This is a genomic window from Paracidovorax anthurii, from assembly GCF_003269065.1.
GTDB classification, from domain to species: domain Bacteria; phylum Pseudomonadota; class Gammaproteobacteria; order Burkholderiales; family Burkholderiaceae_C; genus Paracidovorax; species Paracidovorax anthurii.
The window spans coordinates 36,091-55,438 of the sequence record NZ_QLTA01000008.1 but is presented as its reverse complement, the minus strand read 5'-3'; the positions used below and the strand labels follow the sequence as shown (position 1 = coordinate 55,438).

The window sequence follows — 19,348 nt, the reverse complement described above, 5'->3', positions numbered from 1 at the left end:
ATGGCGATGGCGATGGCGATGGCGATGGCGATGGCGATGGCGATGGCGATGGCGATGGCGATGGCGATGGCGATGGCGATGGCGCGCGGGCGGCAGCCTCGCCATCGCCGTCCCCGAAGAGGAAATGCTCGACCACGTCCACCTGCGCGCCATCGACCAGGGTCGGTGCATGGCCCACGCCCTCCCACTCCACCACGCGCGCGCACGGCCCGCGCCGGGACATGGCCTGGGCGGTGGCGGGTGAGAGCAGATCGGACTGCGCGCCGCGCAGCAGCAGCGTGCGGGCGCCGATCTGGTCGTAGAGCTGCCACAGCCGTTCATCGGCGGCGCGCGCGACCTCGGGGGTCAGGGCGCGGAAGGGCTCGGCGATGGCGGGGTCGTAGTGCAGCCGGTACGACCCGTCGGCCGACCGGCGGACCATCGGCTCGGACAGCGCCAGCCACTGCGCGGGCGTGTGCGGACCGAAGCCGGTGGAGATGACGCGCAGCGCCTCGGCGGCCGCCGCGATGCTGGTGAACTGCACGGGCCGGCCCACGTACTGGCCGATGCGCTGCAGCGCGGTCCATTCGAGGGTCGGCCCCACGTCGTTGAGCACCAGCCGGCGCACCGGCACGGGCAGCGGCAGCCCGGGCTGGCCGCACAGGCCCATGCCGATGAGGCCGCCCATGCTGGTGCCCACCCAGTCCAGCGTGTGCAGGGGCGCCCGTGCGTGCAGTTGGGCCAGCAGCGCCAGCATGTCGGCCGCATAGACCGGCACCTGGTAATGCGCCGGATCGGCCAGCCAGTCGCTGTGGCCCCGGCCCGCCACGTCGGGGCAGACCACGCGCGCATGGCGCGCGAGCCGCCGCGCCAGCACGTCGAAATCCCGCCCCTGGCGCGTGAGCCCGTGCACGCAGACCACCACGTGCGGATGCGCCGGATCGCCCGTGCCGTTCCATTCCCAGTACGCCATGCGGTGCCCGCCTTCCGCGGGGCCCGGGGTGCTCGATGGGGCCGCGGCGCCCGGGCAATGTACGTAATTCAGCGTAGGCTCTGTCATGGGTGGGGATTGTCTCGGGGGCGCTCGATAATGGCCCCGTTCATCCTAATTCATTCGGAGAGACCCACATGCTTCTCAAAGGCAAGACAGCGCTCGTCACCGGCTCCACCAGCGGCATCGGCCTGGGGATCGCCAAGGCCCTGGCACGCGAGGGGGCGAACATCGTGCTCAACGGTTTCGGCGACGCGGACGGTCCGCACGCCGAGGTGCTGGCCGCGGGCCAGGCGGCCGGCGTCCAGGTGGCCTACCACGGCGCCGACATGAGCCGCGTGGCCGAGATCGAGGACATGATGAAGTACGCCGCCAGCCAGTTCGGCCGCGTGGACATCCTCGTCAACAACGCGGGCATCCAGCACGTCGCCAACGTGGAGGATTTCCCCGTGGAGAAGTGGGACGCGATCCTCGCGATCAACCTGAGCAGCGCCTTCCACACCTCGCGCCTCGCGCTGCCGGCCATGAAGGCGGCCGATTGGGGCCGGATCATCAACGTGGCCTCGGTGCACGGGCTGGTGGGCTCGGCGCAGAAATCGGCCTACGTGGCGGCCAAGCACGGCATCGTGGGGTTCACCAAGGTGACGGCGCTGGAGACGGCCACGACGGGCGTGACCTGCAACGCGATCTGCCCCGGCTGGGTGCTCACGCCGCTGGTGCAAAAGCAGGTGGACGCCAAGGCCGCCGAGCAGGGCCTCTCCAACGAGGAAGCCACGCGCCGGCTGCTGGGCGAGAAGGAGCCGTCCATGCAGTTCACCACGCCCGAGGAACTGGGCGAACTGGCGGTGTTCTTCTGCTCGCCCGCCGCGAACAACGTGCGCGGCGTGGCCTGGAACATGGACGGCGGCTGGGCGGCGCAGTGACCCCGCCCCGGCAGGGGCTGCCCGCGGTGCGTGGCCCCTGCCAATTGCTATTCAATTCATAGCAAACAATTCAGCACCGACAGCGACATGGAGGCCAAAAGACTCCAAATCGTCCCCTGCGGGCCGGCCATCCAGACAAAAACAGGGTGCGATGCGGCAGAGACCGTGCGAAGCAACGCGGCGATCTTTTGGATGGCGGAGCCGTATCAGTGGAGTTGCACCGAGCCCGACACGTTCACCACGACCTGCGCCTTGCCCGCCTCGACCGGCACGGGCGCATCGGCGGACGCCATCGCCGACTTGGCCATCGCCCCCATCAAGGTCACGCTGTTGCCGGGCACCATCTCGTTGCCGTGGACGGCCACCTCGCGCAGCGTGTAGCCCGAGAAGCCGAAGCCCTTGGCCAGCTCGCCCGCACGGGCCTTGAACTGCTCGATCGCGCGGGTCTGGGCCTCGCCTTCCACGCGGGCGCGCGCCTCGCTGGACAGCTCGAAGGCCACCTGGCTGATCGGCATCGACTGGATGCGCCCGGCGGCGGCGGTGATGCGGGCGAAGTCGCGCCCCTGCAGGATCAGCTCCGCCCGCCCCTGCCAGGCCGCGATCTTGCCGTCCTTGCCATAGCGCGGGGACAGGCCGAAGCGCCCGGTGCGCACGTCCATCTGGTTCGGCTGGGCGGAGCGCTTGGCCTCGGCCAGCGCCGCATCGAGCACCTGCTTGAGCTGCGCCTGGATGGCGGAGGCGTCGGCGCCCTCGCGGGTGGCCGCCAGCGTCAGCACCAGCAGGTCCTGCTGCACTTCCACCGCGCCCGAGGCGGAGAGTTGCAGCACATTCTGCGGCGCCGGGGGCGCGGCGGCCGCCTGAGCAAAAGCGGTGCCCGCACAGGCGGCAAGGGCGCAGGATGCGATCAATCTGGCAAAGACTCTCATGGAAATTTCTCCACAGTGACAAGGTGAAAAGGCCGCACGGCGGCCCGGGTGGACGACGTTAACCCGCTCCGCGCGGCGCTTTCGCGAAGGCCGCACGGCTTCGCTGCGAGACCCGGCAAAACATGTAACACTTGGTCAGGCACCCCGGAAAAACGCGAACTTCGGGCCGCAAGCTGGTCAGAATCGGCTCTGTTACAAATAGGACTTGGGAAACACATGGCCTCTACAACCAACCGTACCGACAAGATTCTCGTGGTGGACGATGACGCGCGCATCCGCGACCTGCTGCGGCGCTATCTGACCCAGGAGGGCTTCGAAGTCATGGTGGCGGAAGATGGCAAGGCCCTCAACCGCATCCTGCTGCGCGAGACGGTGGAACTGATCGTGCTGGATCTCATGATGCCCGGCGAGGATGGGCTCTCCATCTGCCGCCGCCTGCGCGCGGCCAACGACCGCACCCCCATCATCATGCTCACGGCCAAGGGCGAGGACGTGGACCGCATCGTGGGCCTGGAAGTGGGCGCCGACGATTACCTGGGCAAGCCCTTCAACCCGCGCGAACTGCTGGCGCGCATCCACGCCGTGCTGCGCCGCCGCCCGCCGCAGGAGGCGCCCGGCGCGCCCTCGGGCGACAACGAGGTCGTGACCTTCGGCCCCTTCACCTTCGACCTGGGCACGCGCGCGCTGCAGAAGAACGGCGAGGAGCTGCCCCTGACCACCGGCGAGTTCGCCATGCTCAAGGCGCTGGTGCGCCACCCGCGCCAGCCGCTGTCGCGCGAGAAGCTCGCCCTGCTCGCGCGCGGCCGCGAGTTCGAGCCCTTCGACCGGAGCCTGGACGTGCAGGTCTCGCGCCTGCGCAAGCTGGTCGAGGTGGACGCGGCGGCACCGCGCTACATCCAGACCGTGTGGGGCGTGGGCTATGTGTTCGTGCCGGACGGAGCGAGCTGAGCCCTCCCTCCCCCGTGCACACCCCCTGCCGGGGCGGGACGGCGCGGCGCGCCGCCGCCCCGGCGATTTTTTCGACCGCTGACCCGACATGAGCGCCTCCTACGACGCGTCCTCCGACGCCACCAGCCCGGCCCCGCTCGAGGCGCCCTACCGCCGCCCGCCCCAGCGCACCCGCGTCGGGCTGAACCTGTTCTGGCGCACCTTCTTCCTGCTGGCGCTGCTGCTGGTGGGCAGCATCCTGGCGTGGCTGCAGACGCTGCGCGCCCTCGAATTCGAACCCCGCACGCTGCAGACCGCGCAGCAGATCGCATCGCTCGTCAATCTGAGCCGGGCCGCGCTGGTGCATGCCGACGCGATCGCGCGCGTGTCCCTCATCAAGACCATGGCCGACCAGGAGGGCGTGCGCATCCTGCCGCGCGAGCCCAGCGACCGCTTCGATCTGGTGGACGACACGGCCCTCGGCGCGCGCCTGACCGAGGAGCTGACGGAGCGCCTCGGCCCCGGCACCATCGTGGCCAGCAACGTCAACGGCGAGAGCGGCCTGTGGGTGGGCTTCACGATCAACGGCGACCCCAACTGGCTGCTGATGGACCGCTCGCGCCTGAGCACGGCGGGCGGCAAGACCTGGCTGATCTGGCTTATCACGGCCGGCGCGCTGTCGCTGGCCGGCGCCGCCGCCATCGCGCGGCTCATCAACCGCCCGCTCAAGCAGCTCTCCTATGCCGCCAACCGCGTGCGCGACGGCGACTTCGCGGCCAGTCAGCTCGACGAGGAAGTGGTGACCAGCGAGATCCGCGAGGTGAACATCGGCTTCAACCGCATGGCCCAGAAGCTCGCCAAGCTGGAGCAGGACCGCGCGGTGATGCTGGCGGGCATCTCGCACGATCTGCGCACGCCGCTTGCGCGGCTGCGCCTGGAAACCGAGATGAGCGTGACCGACGACGTGGCACGCGAGCACATGGTGGCCGACATAGTGCAGCTCGACGCCACCATCGACAAGTTCCTCGACTACGCGCGGCCCGACCACGTGACGCTCACGCCCGTGAACCTGCACGGCGTGGTCTCGTCCTGCGTGTATGCCGTGCAGGACCACCGCGAGCTGCAGATCACGATGAGCGTGCCCGACGACCTCATCGTGCTGGCCGACGAGGTGGAGCTGGCGCGCGTGATCTCCAACCTGCTGGAGAACGCCCGCCGCTACGGCAAGACGCCCGACAGCGGCACGGCCTCGGTGGAGATCGCCGCCAAGGGGCGCGAGAAATGGGTGCTCGTGAAGGTGCGCGACCACGGCCCGGGCGTGCCGCCGGACCAGCTCGCCAACCTCACCAAGCCCTTCTTCCGCGGCAACTCGGCGCGCACGGCCGCCGCGGGCGCGGGCCTGGGCCTGGCGATCGTGGACAAGACGGTGCAGCGCATGGGCGGCATCTTCGCGCTGGCCAATTCGGGATCGGGCGGGCTGGTGGCGCACATCCAGCTGCAGCGCGCCGCCCAGTTGCCGGCCGGCAAGGACCCCAAGCAGCGGCTGCAGCGTCCCCAGATCAAGCGCCAATTGCCGCCCGATGCCCGCAAGGGCACCAAGCCCGTCAAGCCGGCACGGGCCTGAACAGCAGCACCGCCGCGCGCGCCTCCATCGCGAGGCCCTGCCCCACGGGGCCCATGCGCTCGGCGGTCTTGGCCTTCACGTTCACCTGATCCGTCTCCAGCGCCAGGGCCTGGGCGATGCGGGAGCGCATGCCGGGGATGTGCGGCGCGAGCCTGGGCGCCTGGGCGATCACCGTGCTGTCCACGTTGCCGATCTCGTAGCCGCGCTCGCGCACGCGGCGCGCGGCCTCCACCAGCAGCACCACCGAATCGGCGCCCTTGAAACGCTCGTCCGTGTCGGGGAAATGGCTGCCGATGTCGCCCAGCGCCGCGGCGCCCAGCAGCGCGTCGGTGATGGCGTGCAGCAGCACGTCGGCATCGGAGTGGCCCAGCAGGCCCATGGTGTGGGGAACCTCCACGCCACCGATCACCAGGCGGCGGCCCGGCACCAGGGCATGCACGTCCCAGCCTTCGCCGATGCGGAATGGAATCGTCATGTGCAAAAAAATCCTAGAAAAAAAGCGGGCCTAGAAAAACGTCTTGCCGGGCAGCGGCGCGCCCTGCGCCTGCGCGCCGCCGAAGCGCTCCAGCGTGGCGGGCAGCAGGCGCTGCGCCAGCACGGCCTCGGCCAGCGCGAAGTCCTCGGGATAGGTGACCTTGAAGTTCTGGGCGCCGCCGGGCACGAGGCGCGGGTGCAGGCCCATGGCCTCCATGGCGCTGGCCTCGTCGGTGGCCAGGGCGCCGTATTTTTCGAGCGCGGCGCGCAGCGGCCCCAGGCGGAACATCTGCGGGGTCTGTGCGAGCCATTTGTCGCCGCGGTCCACGGTGGAGACGACGCGCACGCCGCCGGGCCCGCCGCTGGCCGTCTTGAGCGTGTCGGCAAGCTTGTGCGCCAGCAGGCCGCCCACGCCGTCGTGCGCGCAGGCGTCGATGAGCGCGTTGATCTGCGTGGTGGTCACCAGGCAGCGCGCGGCATCGTGCACCAGCACCCAGTCGTCCGGCGCCGCGCCGCGCTCGCTCAGGGCGCCCAGCCCGCCGAGCACGGTGTCCGCGCGCGCCGGCCCGCCGCAGGGCACGGCGAAGTATCGATCGGAGGGATGGGCGTCGAAGAAAGGGTCGCCCGGCGCCGTGGCCACCAGCGTGCCCTGCAGGCGGTCCACGCCCGCGAAGGCCGCCAGCGTGTGCAGCACCAGCGGCAGGCCGGCCACCGGCTGGTACTGCTTGGGCACGCCCGCCTGCGCGCCCGGCGCCACGGCGCGCACGCCCGTGCCCGCGCACGGCAGCAGCGCCCAGAAGCGGCCCGGCGCGGCCAGGGGCGAGGGGATCAGGCGGGGGGGCAGCAGGTCGCTCATGGGGCGGCCATTGTAGGAGCGCGGCATGCGCCCGCGCGGGAGCCCCCGAGCCGCCCCCGGCGCACCCGCGCGCCTAGAATGGCCCGTTGCCGCCCGCCACCGGCCCGCGACCACCGCGCTGCCCCGGGACTGCCCGGCCCGCCTTCCGCGCGGGGCCGCCTGCCGGCACCGGCGGCACCCCGACACGCCTTGCACTGCCTCTTTCCCGCCTCCCATGGAACTCCCCAAACTCATCCCCGGCAAACGTTTCACCGTTCCGCGCCCCGTGGGCAGCGCGGACGCCCTGCTGCTCGCGCGCGTGGCCGGGCGCGAGAAGGCCGCGCGGCGCACCACGGCCATCGTGACGGCCGACGCCACCGATGCGCAGCGGCTCATCGACGAGATGGCCTTCTTCGCGCCCGAGCTGCGCTGCGCCCTCTTCCCCGACTGGGAGACGCTGCCCTACGACACCTTCTCGCCGCACCAGGACCTCATCAGCGAGCGCCTCGCCACGCTCTGGCGCATCCGCCAGAAGGACGAGGCCACGGGCGCCGACGTGGTGCTGGTGCCGGCCACCACCGCCCTCTACCGGCTCGCGCCGCCCTCGTTCCTCGCGGGCTACACCTTCCAGTTCAAGGTGCGCCAGAAACTCGACGAGGCGCGCTTCAAAGCGCAGCTCACGCTCGCGGGCTACAGCCACGTCTCGCAGGTGGTGAGCCCCGGCGAGTACGCGGTGCGCGGCGGGCTGATCGACCTCTTCCCGATGGGCTCGCCCGTGCCCTACCGCGTGGACCTGTTCGACGACGAGATCGACTCCATCCGCACCTTCGACCCCGACAGCCAGCGCAGCCTCTACCCCGTGCCCGAGGTCCGCCTGCTGCCTGGGCGCGAGTTCCCGATGGACGAGGAGGCCCGCGCCAAATTCCGCAGCCGCTGGCGCGAGCTGCTGGAGGGCGACCCCACCCGCAGCCGCATCTACAAGGACATGGGCAACGGCGTGGCGACTGCCGGCATCGAGTACTACCTGCCGCTTTTCTTCGACCAGACCGCGACGGTGTTCGATTACCTGGGCGGGGACGCCACGGTGGTGCTGCACGGCGACCTGGAGCCGGCCTTCCAGCGCTTCTGGCAGGACACGAAGGACCGCTACCGCCTCGTGCAGGGCGACCCCGAGCGCCCCGCCCTGCCGCCCGAGGCGCTGTTCCTGAGCGCCGAGCAGTTCTACGCCTGCGCCAACGCGCACGCCCAGCTCTCGCTGCGCCCAGGCGCGAGCGACGTGGAGGACAGCGCCCACTTCCAGAAGCTGCCCGAACTCGGCGTGCAGCGCGGCGCGGACGACCCGCTCGCGCGGCTGCAGGCCCACATCGGCGCCACCGACCACCGCGTGCTGCTGCTGGCCGAGAGCGACGGCCGGCGCGAGAGCCTGCTCGACTTCCTGCGCGCCTCGGGCGTGAGCCCGCCGGCCTTCGATTCGCTGGCGGAGTTCCAGGCCGGCGCGCCGGAAAAGATCGGCATCGCCACGGCGGCGCTGGCCATGGGCTTTCGCTGGATGGAGGACGGCATCGACTTCGTCACCGAGACGGAGCTGTTCGCCGCCGCGCCCACCACGCGCCGCCGCAAGAAGCAGGAGCAGGTGAGCGACGTCGAGGCGCTCATCAAGGACCTCTCGGAGCTGAACCTGGGCGACCCCGTGGTGCACAGCGCGCACGGCATCGGCCGCTACCGGGGCCTGGTCAACATGGACGTGGGCCAGAAGAACGCCGACGGCACGCCCGCTTTCCAAGAGTTCCTGCACCTCGAATACGCCGACAAGGCCGTGCTCTACGTGCCCGTGAGCCAGTTGCAACTCATCAGCCGCTACACGGGCGTCTCCGCCGACGAGGCGCCGCTGCACAAGCTGGGCAGCGGCCAGTGGGAGAAGGCCAGGCGCAAGGCCGCCGAGCAGGTGCGCGACTCCGCCGCCGAGCTGCTCAACATCTACGCCCGCCGCGCGGCGCGCGAGGGCCACGCCTTCCGCTACTCGCCCACCGACTACGAGCAGTTCGTGGCCGACTTCGGTTTCCAGGAGACGGCCGACCAGAACGCCGCCATCCACGCGGTGATCCAGGACATGATCTCCCCGCGCCCCATGGACCGGCTGGTCTGCGGCGACGTGGGCTTCGGAAAGACCGAAGTGGCACTGCGCGCGGCCTTCGTGGCCGTCACGGGCGGCAAGCAGGTGGCCTTCCTCGCGCCCACCACGCTGCTGGCCGAGCAGCACTACCAGACGCTGGTGGACCGCTTCAGCAAGTGGCCCGTGAAGATCGCCGAGGTCTCGCGCTTCCGCTCGGGCAAGGAAATCACGGCGGCCATCAAGGGCATCGGCGACGGCACGGTGGACATCGTGGTGGGCACGCACAAGCTGCTCTCGGAATCGACGAAGTTCCACAACCTGGGCCTGCTCATCATCGACGAGGAGCACCGCTTCGGCGTGCGCCACAAGGAGCAGATGAAGGCCCTGCGCGCCGAGGTGGACGTGCTCACGCTCACCGCCACGCCGATCCCGCGCACGCTGGGCATGGCGCTGGAGGGCCTGCGAGACCTCTCGGTGATCGCCACCGCGCCGCAGCGGCGGCTGGCGATCAAGACCTTCGTGCGCAACGAGGGCACGGGCGTGATCCGCGAGGCCGTGCTGCGCGAATTGAAGCGCGGCGGGCAGTGCTACTTCCTGCACAACGAGGTGGAGACCATCGAGAACCGCCGCCAGAAGCTGGAAGAGATATTGCCCGAGGCGCGCATCGCCGTGGCCCACGGCCAGATGCCCGAGCGCGAGCTGGAGAAGGTGATGCGCGACTTCGTGGCGCAGCGCTACAACATCCTGCTGTGCTCGACCATCATCGAGACCGGCATCGACGTGCCCACGGCCAACACCATCATCATGAGCCGGGCCGACAAGTTCGGCCTGGCGCAATTGCACCAGCTGCGCGGCCGCGTGGGCCGCAGCCACCACCAGGCCTATGCCTACCTCATGGTGCCCGACATCGAGGGCCTGACCAAGCAGGCCGCGCAGCGGCTCGATGCCATCCAGCAGATGGAGGAGCTGGGTTCGGGCTTCTACCTCGCCATGCACGACCTGGAGATCCGCGGCGCGGGCGAGGTGCTGGGCGAAAACCAGAGCGGCAACATGCTGGAGGTGGGCTTCCAGCTCTACAACGAGATGCTGGCCGAGGCCGTGAAGTCGCTCAAGGCCGGCAGGGAGCCCGACCTGCTCGCGCCCCTCTCGGCCACCACCGACATCAACCTGCACGCCCCCGCGCTGCTGCCCGACGACTACTGCGGCGACGTGCACCTGCGCCTGTCGTTCTACAAGAAGCTCGCCACCGCCAAGACCAGCGACCAGATCGACGGCCTGCTCGAAGAGATCGTGGACCGCTTCGGCAAGCTGCCGCCGCAGGCGCAGACGCTGATCGACGTGCACCGCCTGCGCGTGCTCTCGCAGCCCTACGGCGTCATCAAGGTGGATGCCGCGCCGGGTGTGACGAACATCACGTTCCGGCCCCAGCCGCCCATCGATCCGATGCACATCATCCACCTGATCCAGAAGAATAAGCACATCAAGCTCGCGGGCAACGAGAAGCTGCGCATCGAGCGCGAACTGCCCGAGGCCAAGGACCGCGCGCAGATGGTGCGCGACGTGCTGCGCAGCCTCGGGCAGCCGCTCGCCGCGGCCCAGGGCGCACCGGCCTGAACGCCGGGCCGGCGCGCGCGGGCCACGCCACCGCACCGCTCGCGCGCGCACGCCCCATGCCCCTCGAAGCCGCCATCGCCCTGCTCGCCCTCGCGGCCGCCCTCGCCACGCGGCCCTGGCGGCTGCTCGCGCCCCGGCACTGGCCCGGCGGCGGGCAGCCGCAGCGCGCGGCGGCCTCGCCCCTGCTCACGCCGCTGCTGGCCACGCTGGTGCTCCTGCCCTGGATCTGGGCCCTGCCCACGCTGCACGCCATGCCGCTGCAGTTGCAGATGTCCGGCGCCTGCCTCGTGGTGCTCATGGTCGGCTGGCCGCTGGCCGTGCCCGCGCTGCTGGCGGTGGCCGCCCTCGCCGCGCTGATCGCGCCCGCGCTCGCCTGGCCCGATGCGCTGGGCCTGGCCGTCTGGCAGGGTGTGGTGCCGGCCACGCTGGCGCTGCTGGCGGGCGCGCTGCTGCGGCGCACCGCCGGGGCCCACCTCTTCGTCTATGTGCTGGGCCGCGCCTTCCTGGGCACGGCGCTGTGCGTGTTCGCGGCCGGCGTGCTGGCGCAATGGAGCGGCCACGCGCTGCCCGGCGTGGACCCGCAGCTCTCGCTGGTCGCGCGCTGGCTTATGGCCTGGGGCGACGCCGTGGTCACGGGCATGCTCTGCGCGGTGTTCGTGGCCCTCAGGCCCGAATGGCTGGCCACCTGGTCGGACACGCTCTACCTGCGGCCGTGAGCCGAACGGGACGCGCGCCCTAGACACCCGCCGCCTGGTGCCGCGCCTCCTGGGTCCGGCCCCCATAGCCATAAGCGGTCGCCCTCGCATCCACGAGGTGGACATAGGACACCTCGTGCAGGCGCGGCATCAGCCCGGCCATGGCCTCGAAGACCTCCCGCACGAACCGCGCCTTCTCGGCCTTGGTATTGGTCTCGTCGGTGATGCTGATCTCCAGGTGGAAGGCGCTGGCACCGGTCTCGGACAGCGGCACGCCGCCGATGAACCAGTCCTGCGCCGCGATGTGCTGCACGGTGGTCGCCATCACTGCCGGCACCTTGCCCAGGACGGTCCGGGTCAGATCGTTGACGGCCTGGACGGCCCGGGCGGCACGGGCCGCGTCGCGCGGGCCCGAGAGTTGGATCACGATATGGGGCATGGTTTTCTCCTGGCCGGCACATTCCGGCAAAGGCCATTCTGGGGATTTCTCAGGTATCCGAAAAGCAGGAATTTATGATCTCATCCAACGGTTTCTCGAATGGATGAAAAGATGAATGGCTTCGATCTCGACCAGCTTCGCACTCTGGTGGCCGCGGTGGACGCAGGCAGCCTGACGGCAGCCGCACCACGGCGCCATCGGTCCCAATCGGCCGTGAGCGAGCAGTTGCGCAAGCTGGAGGAGCAGGCGGGCAGCAGCCTGCTCGTGCGCGGCAAGGCCGGCGTCGTGCCGACCGAGGCCGGCGCCCGCCTGGTCGAACATGCGCGCCACATCCTCGCGCTGTCGGAGACCGCCTGGCGCGACCTGCGCGGCCTGCAGCTCCAGGGCGACGTGCGCCTGGCGATCACCGACTATTTCCGGCCGGTCCATATCGCCGGAATGCTGGCGCAGTTCGCGGCGCGGCATCCGGGCATCCGGTTCCACGTGCACATCGACCGCAGCGATGCGATCGAGGAAGGCTACGCCCGAGGGCTGTTCGACGTGGCCATCGTCATGCGCGTGGCCGGCGCACAGCGGGCCCCGGGCGCCACCGCCCTGGGCAGCGAAGCACTGGCCTGGACCGGAACCGCGCAGACCCGGCTGGACAAGGGCGCCCCGCTCCCCCTGGTGGCGCTGCCGCAGAGCTGTGCGCTGCGCCGGCTCGCCGAGTCCGCGCTGGAAAGGCGGCGCCAGCCCTACTACATTGCCCACGTGGCATCGGGCATCGCGGGCGTGCGCTTCGCGGTGGCCGCGGGCCTGGGTATCGCCTGCCTCAACCTCTCGGCCCTGGACGGCCCTCTGCTCGCCCTGGCGCCGGGACGGCGCCTGCCCGCCCTGCCCCAGGTCCGCTTCCAGGTTTTGGCGGCACGGCAGGGCGAGGCGGCCATCGCGGCCTCCGTGCGCGCCCTGACCGTGGAGACTTTCTCGCGCCTGCGGCACGGGTGACCCGCGGCCGGCGCAAGCAAGCCGCGCCACGGCGTTCGCAGGGGCTGCACGCGTTGCGCGAGCGCGGCACCGGGTCGCATTCCCCCGAAAAGCGCACCATGCCAAAGAGCACCACCGCTCTTATTTAAGATGCCGGTTTCTTCCCGCGGCACGCCGCGGGCCTTCTTCCGACGTTCTGCCTCCCTCCCAGCGCATGCCACACGCCACCGAATTCGCCCCCGGCCTCGTCCTGCAGGGCATCACGCCGCCCCTTCGCCTCGCGGACTTCAAGCTGATCGCCTTCGACATGGATTCCACGCTCATCAACATCGAGTGCGTGGACGAGATCGCGGATGCCGCCGGCCGCAAGGCCGAGGTGGCGGCGATCACCGAGGCCGCCATGCAAGGCCTCATCACCGACTACAAGGACAGCCTGCGCCAGCGCGTGGCACTGCTCAAGGGCGTGGGCACGGACCACATGGAGCAGGTCTTCCGCGAGCGCCTGCGCTTCAACCCCGGCGCGCAGGCGCTCGTCACGGCGGCCAAGGCGGCAGGCCTCACCACGCTGCTGGTCTCGGGCGGCTTCACCTTCTTCTCGGACCGCGTGCGCGCCGGCCTGGGCATCGACCTCGCCCGCGCCAACGTGCTGGAGATCGAGGGCGGCCAGCTCACCGGCCGCATGGTGGATCAGCCCTGGGGCGACATCTGCGACGGCGCCGAGAAGCGGCGCACGCTGCTGGAGGTGGCCTCGCTGCTGGGCATCGACCCCTCGCAGGCCATCGCCGTGGGCGACGGCGCCAACGACCTGCCCATGATGGGCGCCGCGGGCCTGTCGGTGGCCTTCCACGCCAAGCCGGCCGTGCGCGCGCAGGCCAAGGTGGCGATCAACGAGGGCGGGCTCGACCGGCTGCTGGAAGTGCTGCGCTGATCGCCCGGATTGCTTCTATTTTGATAGCAAACTGCGGAGCCGGGATGCCGACGTGACGGCGATCCGGCACCCAAAGCGGCCCATGGAGCGGCTCCAGGATTTTCAAGCAGGCGGCGCGGGCGCCAGGCGGTCCAATCGCAGCCGCTCGCGCCCGTCGCCCACGTGCAGGCCCGCCAGGCACACGGCGGCGGCGGATGCCAGACAGCCCCCGCCCGTCAACAGGAAGAGCAGCAGGATCTGGTACTTCACCGATTCCAGCGGGTCCATCCCCGCCAGCAGCTGGCCGGTCATGATCCCCGGCAAAGTGATGACCCCGGCCGCCGACATCTGATTGACGAGCGGAATCAGGCCACGGCGCAGGGAGGCCAGGGCCAGGGGCATGAGGGCCTGGCGCAGCGTGTCCCCCAGCGCCAGGCGCGCCTCGACCGCGGCGCGGTTGGCCGCCAGCCCGCCATAGAAGGCATCGAGCGCCAGGCTCGCTGAATTGAGCACCGAGCCCAGCACGATGCCCATCAAGGGAATGGCGTAACGTGGTTCGTACCAGGGCGTCGGCCGTATCGCGGTGAGCAGAGCCAGGCAGGCCGTGGCCGCGCCGGAAGCCCCCACCACCATGGCGCCGATACGGTAGTTGGCCAGGCCGCCCAGACGCACGGACGGGCGCACCGCGATCTCGCGCGCGGCGGCGGCCATCATCGCCAGCACGATGAGCGCCGTGCCCAGGGCCGATCCCGAGCGCAGCACCACCCGCAGCAGCAGCCCGACCAGCAGCAATTGCACCACCATGCGCGCAGCCGACCAGAGCAGGGGCCGATGGAGCTGCAGGCGCAGGGCGAATGAAGCGGCGGCGCTGGCCAGCAGCAGCGTTGCGGCCACGGCCAGGTCGGCGGCCTGCAGGGAGACGGCGTTCACAGCGGCCTCTCTCCGCCTGCCGCGGATCGCACCCGCGCCGGGATGCGCAGCCGCTGACTGGACATGCGCTGCGCCTGCGCCTCCGAGTGCGTGACCCACACCACGGCAAGCCCATCGTCGCGCTGGCGCCGGGCGATCAGTTGCTCGACGGCGAGCGTGCTGGCGCCGTCCAGGGAGGCGGTGGGCTCGTCCAGCAGCAGCACGCGCGGCTGGCGCACCAGCGAACGCACCAGCGCCATGCGCTGGCGCTCGCCGGTGGACAGGCGGGTGATATCGGCCGCGAGCAGCGAGCCGTCGAGCCCGAGGTGCGCCAACAAAGGCAGCAGAACCTGGCCGGACACCGGCCCCATGTGCTCGCCCGCCGTCGGCGCCCACCAGGCCGGCTCGGCCGCCTGGTACACCACCTGCCGGCGCCACGCGGGGGCGGTCCAGGACGAGCGCGGGCGACCGTCCAGCAGCACCTCGCCCTCGTGCGGGTCGAGGTCGGCGATCAGGCGCAGCAGCACGCTCTTGCCGCTGCCCGACGGCCCCGTGACGACAACGCACTCCCCCGGCCCGATGTCCAGGCTGCAGGGCCCGCCGTGGGCCGAGCGCAGGTCCATGGCGCGCAGCCGGGGCACGCCGGTTTCGTGCGCAGCGCAGGCCATGCTCATGGATGGGCCTGCCGCGGTGCGGACGGGACTGGCAGCGCTGCGGCATCGCCGTGCCCGCCGTGCTCGCCGTACCCATGGCGGCCGCCCCGGTGGGCCCATGCGTCGGACAGGCGCTGGAACCACAGGTAGATCACGGGCGTGGTGTAGAGCGTCAGGACCTGCGACACCGCCAGCCCGCCGACGATGGCGATCCCGAGCGGCTGGCGCATCTCCGAGCCGGCGCCATGGCCCAGGGCCAGCGGCACGGCGCCGAAGAGCGCGGCCAGCGTGGTCATGAGGATGGGCCGCAGGCGCAGCACGGCGGCGCGCCGGATGGCCTCCTGCGGCGTGAGCCCTTCGTTGCGCTGGGCCTCCAGCGCGAAATCCACGATCATGATGGCGTTCTTCTTCACGATGCCGATCAGCAGGATGATGCCGATCATTCCCAGGATGCCCAGGTCCAGCCCGGCGAGCTTGAGCGCCAGCAGCGCGCCCAGGGCGGCCGAGGGCAGCGTGGAGATGATGGTCAGCGGGTGGATGGGGCTCTCGTACAGCACCCCCAGCACCACATAGACCGTGAGGATGGCGGCCAGGATCAGCCAGGGCTGGCTGCGCAGCGAATCCTGGAAAGCCTGGGCCGTGCCCTGGAAGGTGCCGGTCACCGTGTCGGGCATGCCGATGGCCGTGGATGCCGCCTGCACGGCCGCCACCGCATCGCCCAACGCCACGCCGGGCGCGAGGTTGAAGGACAGCGTGATCGACGGGAACAGCCCCTGGTGGTTGATCGTCACCGACGCCACCCCGTGCTGCAGCGAGGCGACCGCGCTCAGGGGCACCAGGTCGGGGCCGCTGGTGGAATGCACATACAGGTGGGCCAGGGTGTCCGTGGAGAGTTGCCAGGCCGGGTCCACCTCCAGGATCACGCTGTACTGGTCGAGCTGGGTGTAGAGCGTGGCCACCTGGCGCTGGCCGAAAGCGTCGTACAGCGCATCGTCGATGGACTGGATGGACACCCCCAGGCGCGATGCGGTGTCGCGATCGATCTTCAAGGTGGTCTCGGCCGCCGAGGGCTGGCGGTCGGAGCCCACGTCCGCCAGTTGCGGCAGCGTCTTGAGCCGGTCCTGCAGCAGGGTGCTCCAGTGGTCGAGCTCGTTCACGTCGCCGGCCTGCAGCGTGTACTGGTACTGCGCCTTGGCCGCGCGCCCGCCGATCTGGATGTCCTGGATCATCTGCATCGAGGTCTTGACGGCGGGCACCACCAGCGCGCGCGTCTTCAGGCGCGCCATGATCTGCGCGGCCGTGGCGCTGCGCTGATCGAACGGCTTGAGCGCCACCATCATCTTGCCCTGGCTGATGGTGGGGTTGGGCCCGATCCACCAGTAGACGGTCTGCACGTCGGGATCGCTCTGCAGGGCCTCGCTGACCTGGGAGATGCGCTGGCGCATGGCATCGAAGGAGATGTCCGGCGAGCCCTCGACCGTGGCGCTCAGCAGCCCCGTGTCCTGCAGCGGGAAAAAGCCCTTGGGCACCCAGAGGTACAGGGCCGCGGTGGTGGCCAGGGTGGCCGCGGCCAGGGCCAGCACCATGCGCTGGTGGCGCAGCGCCACGTCCAGGCCGCGCTCGTAGCCGCGCTCGATCCATTCGAACACCCGGCCGGCCCAGGCGCTCAGCCGCCCTTCGGAGGGGTGGCCGTTGCCGGGCAGGCGGGCGCACAGCATGGGCGCCAGCGTCAGCGAGACCACGCCCGAGACCAGGATGGCCACGCTCAGCGTGATCGAGAACTCGCGGAACAGACGCCCCACCATGCCGCCCATGAGCAGCAGCGGGATGAACACCGCGATCAGCGACAGCGTCATCGACACGATGGTGAAGCCGACCTCGCGCGTACCGTCCAGCGCGGCCTGCAGCGCGCTCTTGCCCTGCTCACGGTGGCGCGCGATGTTCTCCAGCACCACGATGGCATCGTCCACGACGAAGCCCACCGCGATGCTCAGGCCCATGATGGACAGGTTGTCCAGCGTGTAGCCCAGCAGGTACATCAGCGCGAAGGTGCCCAGCAGCGCGAGCGGAATGGTGATGCTGGCGATCAGGGTGCTGGTGAGGTTGCGCAGGAAGGTCAGGATCACCATCACCACCAGCGCGATCGACAGCACCAGCGTGAACTTGACATCCGCCACGGCGGCGGTGATGGTCTGCGTGCGCTCGCCCACCACCTCCAGCGCCACGTCGCGCGGCATGCTCGCCGTGAGCTGCGGGAGCTGCTGGCGAATGGTGCGCGCCGTGTCCACGATGTTGAAGCCGGGCTGCGGGTGGATGTCCACGATCACGGTGGGCTGTCCCTTGATGCCCGCGGCCTGCCGCACATCCTCGGCCGCGTGCACCACGGTACCCAGATCGCCCAGGCGGATGGGCGCGCCGCTCTTGTAGGCGACCACCAATTGATCGAACTGGTCGGCGCGCTGCAGTTGGTCGGTGGTGTTGAGCGAGACGGTCTTGTCCGGCCCGTTGATGCTGCCCTTGGGGGCGTTCACCGTGCTCAGGCCGACGATGGAGCGCACGTCGGCCAGCGTGAGGCCGCGCGCGGCCAGGGCGTCGGGGTCCAGCCGGATGCGCACGGCCGGCCGCTGCTGGCCGTGGTAGTCCACCAGGCCCACACCGGGCACCATCGACAGCTTCTGCGCGAGAAAGTTGTCCGCATAGCGGTTGAGCTCGGTCAGCGTGCGCGTGGACGAGGTGAGCGCCAGCGACATGACGGTCGCCTGCGCCGGGTTGACCTTGTTGTAGCTAGGCGGCGAGGTCATGGCCTTGGGCAGCGTCTTGGCGGCCCGCGCGATCGCCGATTCCACGTCCTGCGCGGCGCCGTCGATGCTGCGGTTGAGGTCGAACTGCAGCGAGATCTGCGTCTTGCCCAGCGAGCTCGACGAGGTCATCGCCGTGATCTGCGGCACCTGCGACAGGGCCCGCTCCAGCGGGGTGGCCACCGAAGTGGCCATGGTCTCGGCGCTGGCGCCGGGCAGGCTCGCCGAGATCGAGATGGACGGGAATTCCACCTGCGGCAGCGCGGAGATCTGCAGGTTGAAATAGGCCAGCAGGCCCACCAGCAGAATGCTGAGTGCCAGCAGAGCGGTGGCGACCGGCCTGCGGATGAAGGGTGCGGAGATGCTGCTCATCAGGGATTACCGGCGGAGGTGGACGATGCCGTGGCGCCAGGGCCGGCGGCGGCGGTGGTCACGGGAACGCCCGGCGCGATGCGGTACTGGCCCTGCGTGACCACGACCTCGCCGGGCTGCAGGCCCTTGCGCACCCACTGCAGGCCCTGCGCGGCGGGGCCTGCATCGATCTGGCGAGCCTGGGCCATGTGCGCGCCGTCCACCACGTAGACGAACGCTCCCTTGGGGCCTTGCTGCACGGCCTCCTGGGGCACCACGGTGGCCCCGGCCTCATTGGCCAGCAGCATGCGGATGGAGACCAGCTGCCCGGGCCACAGCGAGCGCTCGGCATTGGCAAAGCGCGCCTTGAGCTGCACCTGCCCTGCGGCCGGCGAGACCTGGCTGTCCACGAATTCCAGCTCGCCATCGGCCAGCACCTTGGAGCGGTCGCGCAGCAGCGCCTGGACCTTGAGCGCGCGCGCCCTGGATTGCACCGTCACGGCGGGCAACTGGTCCTGCGGCACGGAGAAGGCCACCCAGATCGGGTTCATCTGCGTCACCGTGGCGATGCCGGTGGCGTCGTTGGCGTGCACCGTCGATCCCGCAGGCTGCAGCCGCTGCCCGACACGGCCGTCGATGGGCGAGGTGATGCGCGTGAAGCCCAGTTGCAGTTGGGCGCTTTCCAGCGCGGCCTGCGCGGCCTGCACCACGGCGGCCTGCGTGGCCACGGTGGCGCGCAATGTGTCCACCGCCTGGGCGGACCCGGCTCCGGCCGCGGCCAGGTCCGTCGCACGCTGCAGATCGACCTTGTTGCTCGCCAGCCGCGCCTCCTCCTGCGCAAGCTGGGCCTTGCTCTGGTTCACCTGCGCCTGCAGCGGACGCGCGTCGATCTGCGCGAGCAGATCGCCCCGGTGAACCATCTGCCCTTCCGTGAAGGCCACGCGTTCGAGCTGGCCGTCCACGCGCGAGCGCACGTTCACCGCGTTGAGCGAGGTCACCGTGCCGATGGCCTCGGTCCACAGCGGAAAGTCCCGCTGCGCCGCACTGGCCACCGACACCGGCACGGCCTGGCCTCCTGCCGCAGCTTTCGGGGCGGCGGCGGGCGGCGTGGAGGCCGTGGCGTAGATGAAAACGGCGCACAGCGCGGCGGCGGCCGCAGCGACCGGGGCCAGGCGGCGCGCCTTGCCGGCGCGGTGCGGGGTGTGGGGGGTTTCAGGGATCATGCTG

Annotated in this window: 16 protein-coding genes; 7 read left to right on the top strand and 9 right to left on the bottom strand. The window is 70.7% G+C overall.

Annotation, left to right across the window (positions count from 1 at the left end):
* Window positions 1-952 (bottom strand): alpha/beta fold hydrolase (locus AX018_RS25160; RefSeq protein WP_211322378.1); only part of this gene is annotated, 952 nt, incomplete at its 3' end.
* A 155-nt stretch (window positions 953-1,107) separates the two neighbouring features.
* Between AX018_RS25160 and AX018_RS05940 the strand changes: the two genes are divergently transcribed.
* Window positions 1,108-1,893: a 3-hydroxybutyrate dehydrogenase gene (locus AX018_RS05940; RefSeq protein ID WP_111876388.1), complete on the top strand. Its 786-nt coding sequence runs from the start codon at window positions 1,108-1,110 to the stop codon at window positions 1,891-1,893.
* Between the two features lie 206 nt (window positions 1,894-2,099).
* Here AX018_RS05940 and AX018_RS05935 read toward each other — a convergent pair whose 3' ends face one another.
* On the bottom strand, window positions 2,100-2,819 hold the full coding sequence (locus tag AX018_RS05935; protein WP_111876387.1) for an SIMPL domain-containing protein: 720 nt from the start codon (window positions 2,817-2,819) through the stop codon (window positions 2,100-2,102).
* A gap of 216 nt (window positions 2,820-3,035) precedes the next feature.
* Between AX018_RS05935 and ompR the strand changes: the two genes are divergently transcribed.
* A complete protein-coding gene (gene ompR / locus AX018_RS05930) occupies window positions 3,036-3,767 on the top strand; it encodes an osmolarity response regulator transcription factor OmpR (protein ID WP_011794721.1) in 732 nt (243 codons plus the stop codon).
* Window positions 3,768-3,855: 88 nt separating this feature from the next.
* The gene (locus AX018_RS05925) at window positions 3,856-5,370 is read left to right on the top strand and encodes a sensor histidine kinase (RefSeq protein ID WP_111876386.1); all 1,515 of its coding nucleotides are present in this window, start codon (window positions 3,856-3,858) and stop codon (window positions 5,368-5,370) included.
* Here the strand turns inward: AX018_RS05925 and ispF are convergent.
* Both ispF and AX018_RS05915 read right to left on the bottom strand, forming a co-directional pair.
* Window positions 5,351-5,845 (bottom strand): 2-C-methyl-D-erythritol 2,4-cyclodiphosphate synthase, encoded by a 495-nt coding sequence (ispF, locus tag AX018_RS05920; protein ID WP_111876385.1) that lies wholly within the window; start codon window positions 5,843-5,845, stop codon window positions 5,351-5,353. The two genes, AX018_RS05925 and ispF, sit on opposite strands and share 20 nt — an antisense overlap.
* Before the next feature lie 30 nt (window positions 5,846-5,875).
* Window positions 5,876-6,700: an IspD/TarI family cytidylyltransferase gene (locus tag AX018_RS05915; RefSeq protein ID WP_111876384.1), complete on the bottom strand. Its 825-nt coding sequence runs from the start codon at window positions 6,698-6,700 to the stop codon at window positions 5,876-5,878.
* 214 nt (window positions 6,701-6,914) lie between these two features.
* On the opposite strand from AX018_RS05915, the gene mfd reads away from it, so the two are divergent.
* Both mfd and AX018_RS05905 read left to right on the top strand, forming a co-directional pair.
* Window positions 6,915-10,406: a transcription-repair coupling factor gene (gene mfd / locus AX018_RS05910; protein ID WP_111876383.1), complete on the top strand. Its 3,492-nt coding sequence runs from the start codon at window positions 6,915-6,917 to the stop codon at window positions 10,404-10,406.
* Between the two features lie 56 nt (window positions 10,407-10,462).
* Window positions 10,463-11,122: a hypothetical protein gene (locus tag AX018_RS05905; protein WP_111876382.1), complete on the top strand. Its 660-nt coding sequence runs from the start codon at window positions 10,463-10,465 to the stop codon at window positions 11,120-11,122.
* Window positions 11,123-11,141: 19 nt separating this feature from the next.
* Here the strand turns inward: AX018_RS05905 and AX018_RS05900 are convergent, their stop codons facing one another.
* Entirely contained in the window at window positions 11,142-11,540 is a 399-nt protein-coding gene (locus AX018_RS05900) for a tautomerase family protein (protein ID WP_111876455.1), read from the bottom strand.
* Window positions 11,541-11,651: 111 nt separating this feature from the next.
* Between AX018_RS05900 and AX018_RS05895 the strand changes: the two genes are divergently transcribed.
* Both AX018_RS05895 and serB read left to right on the top strand, forming a co-directional pair.
* The gene (locus tag AX018_RS05895) at window positions 11,652-12,524 is read left to right on the top strand and encodes a LysR family transcriptional regulator (RefSeq protein WP_111876454.1); all 873 of its coding nucleotides are present in this window, start codon (window positions 11,652-11,654) and stop codon (window positions 12,522-12,524) included.
* Between the two features lie 193 nt (window positions 12,525-12,717).
* A complete protein-coding gene (gene serB, locus AX018_RS05890) occupies window positions 12,718-13,431 on the top strand; it encodes a phosphoserine phosphatase SerB (RefSeq protein WP_111876381.1) in 714 nt (237 codons plus the stop codon).
* 102 nt (window positions 13,432-13,533) lie between these two features.
* Here serB and AX018_RS05885 read toward each other — a convergent pair whose 3' ends face one another.
* Genes AX018_RS05885 through AX018_RS05870 form a run of 4 tightly spaced genes read right to left on the bottom strand, consistent with a single transcriptional unit; the run spans window position 13,534 to window position 19,344 of the window.
* Window positions 13,534-14,340: an ABC transporter permease gene (locus AX018_RS05885; protein WP_111876380.1), complete on the bottom strand. Its 807-nt coding sequence runs from the start codon at window positions 14,338-14,340 to the stop codon at window positions 13,534-13,536.
* A complete protein-coding gene (locus AX018_RS05880; protein ID WP_245951452.1) occupies window positions 14,337-14,993 on the bottom strand; it encodes an ABC transporter ATP-binding protein in 657 nt (218 codons plus the stop codon). The genes AX018_RS05885 and AX018_RS05880 overlap by 4 nt, the downstream gene beginning before the upstream one ends.
* Window positions 14,990-18,142, bottom strand: coding sequence for an efflux RND transporter permease subunit (locus AX018_RS05875; RefSeq protein ID WP_111876379.1), 3,153 nt, complete (start codon window positions 18,140-18,142; stop codon window positions 14,990-14,992). Before AX018_RS05875 ends, AX018_RS05880 begins: the two co-directional genes overlap by 4 nt.
* Complete coding sequence (locus AX018_RS05870) at window positions 18,142-19,344, bottom strand: efflux RND transporter periplasmic adaptor subunit (RefSeq protein WP_111876378.1); 1,203 nt, start codon at window positions 19,342-19,344, stop codon at window positions 18,142-18,144. The genes AX018_RS05875 and AX018_RS05870 overlap by 1 nt, the downstream gene beginning before the upstream one ends.
* Window positions 19,345-19,348: the final 4 nt, after the last annotated feature.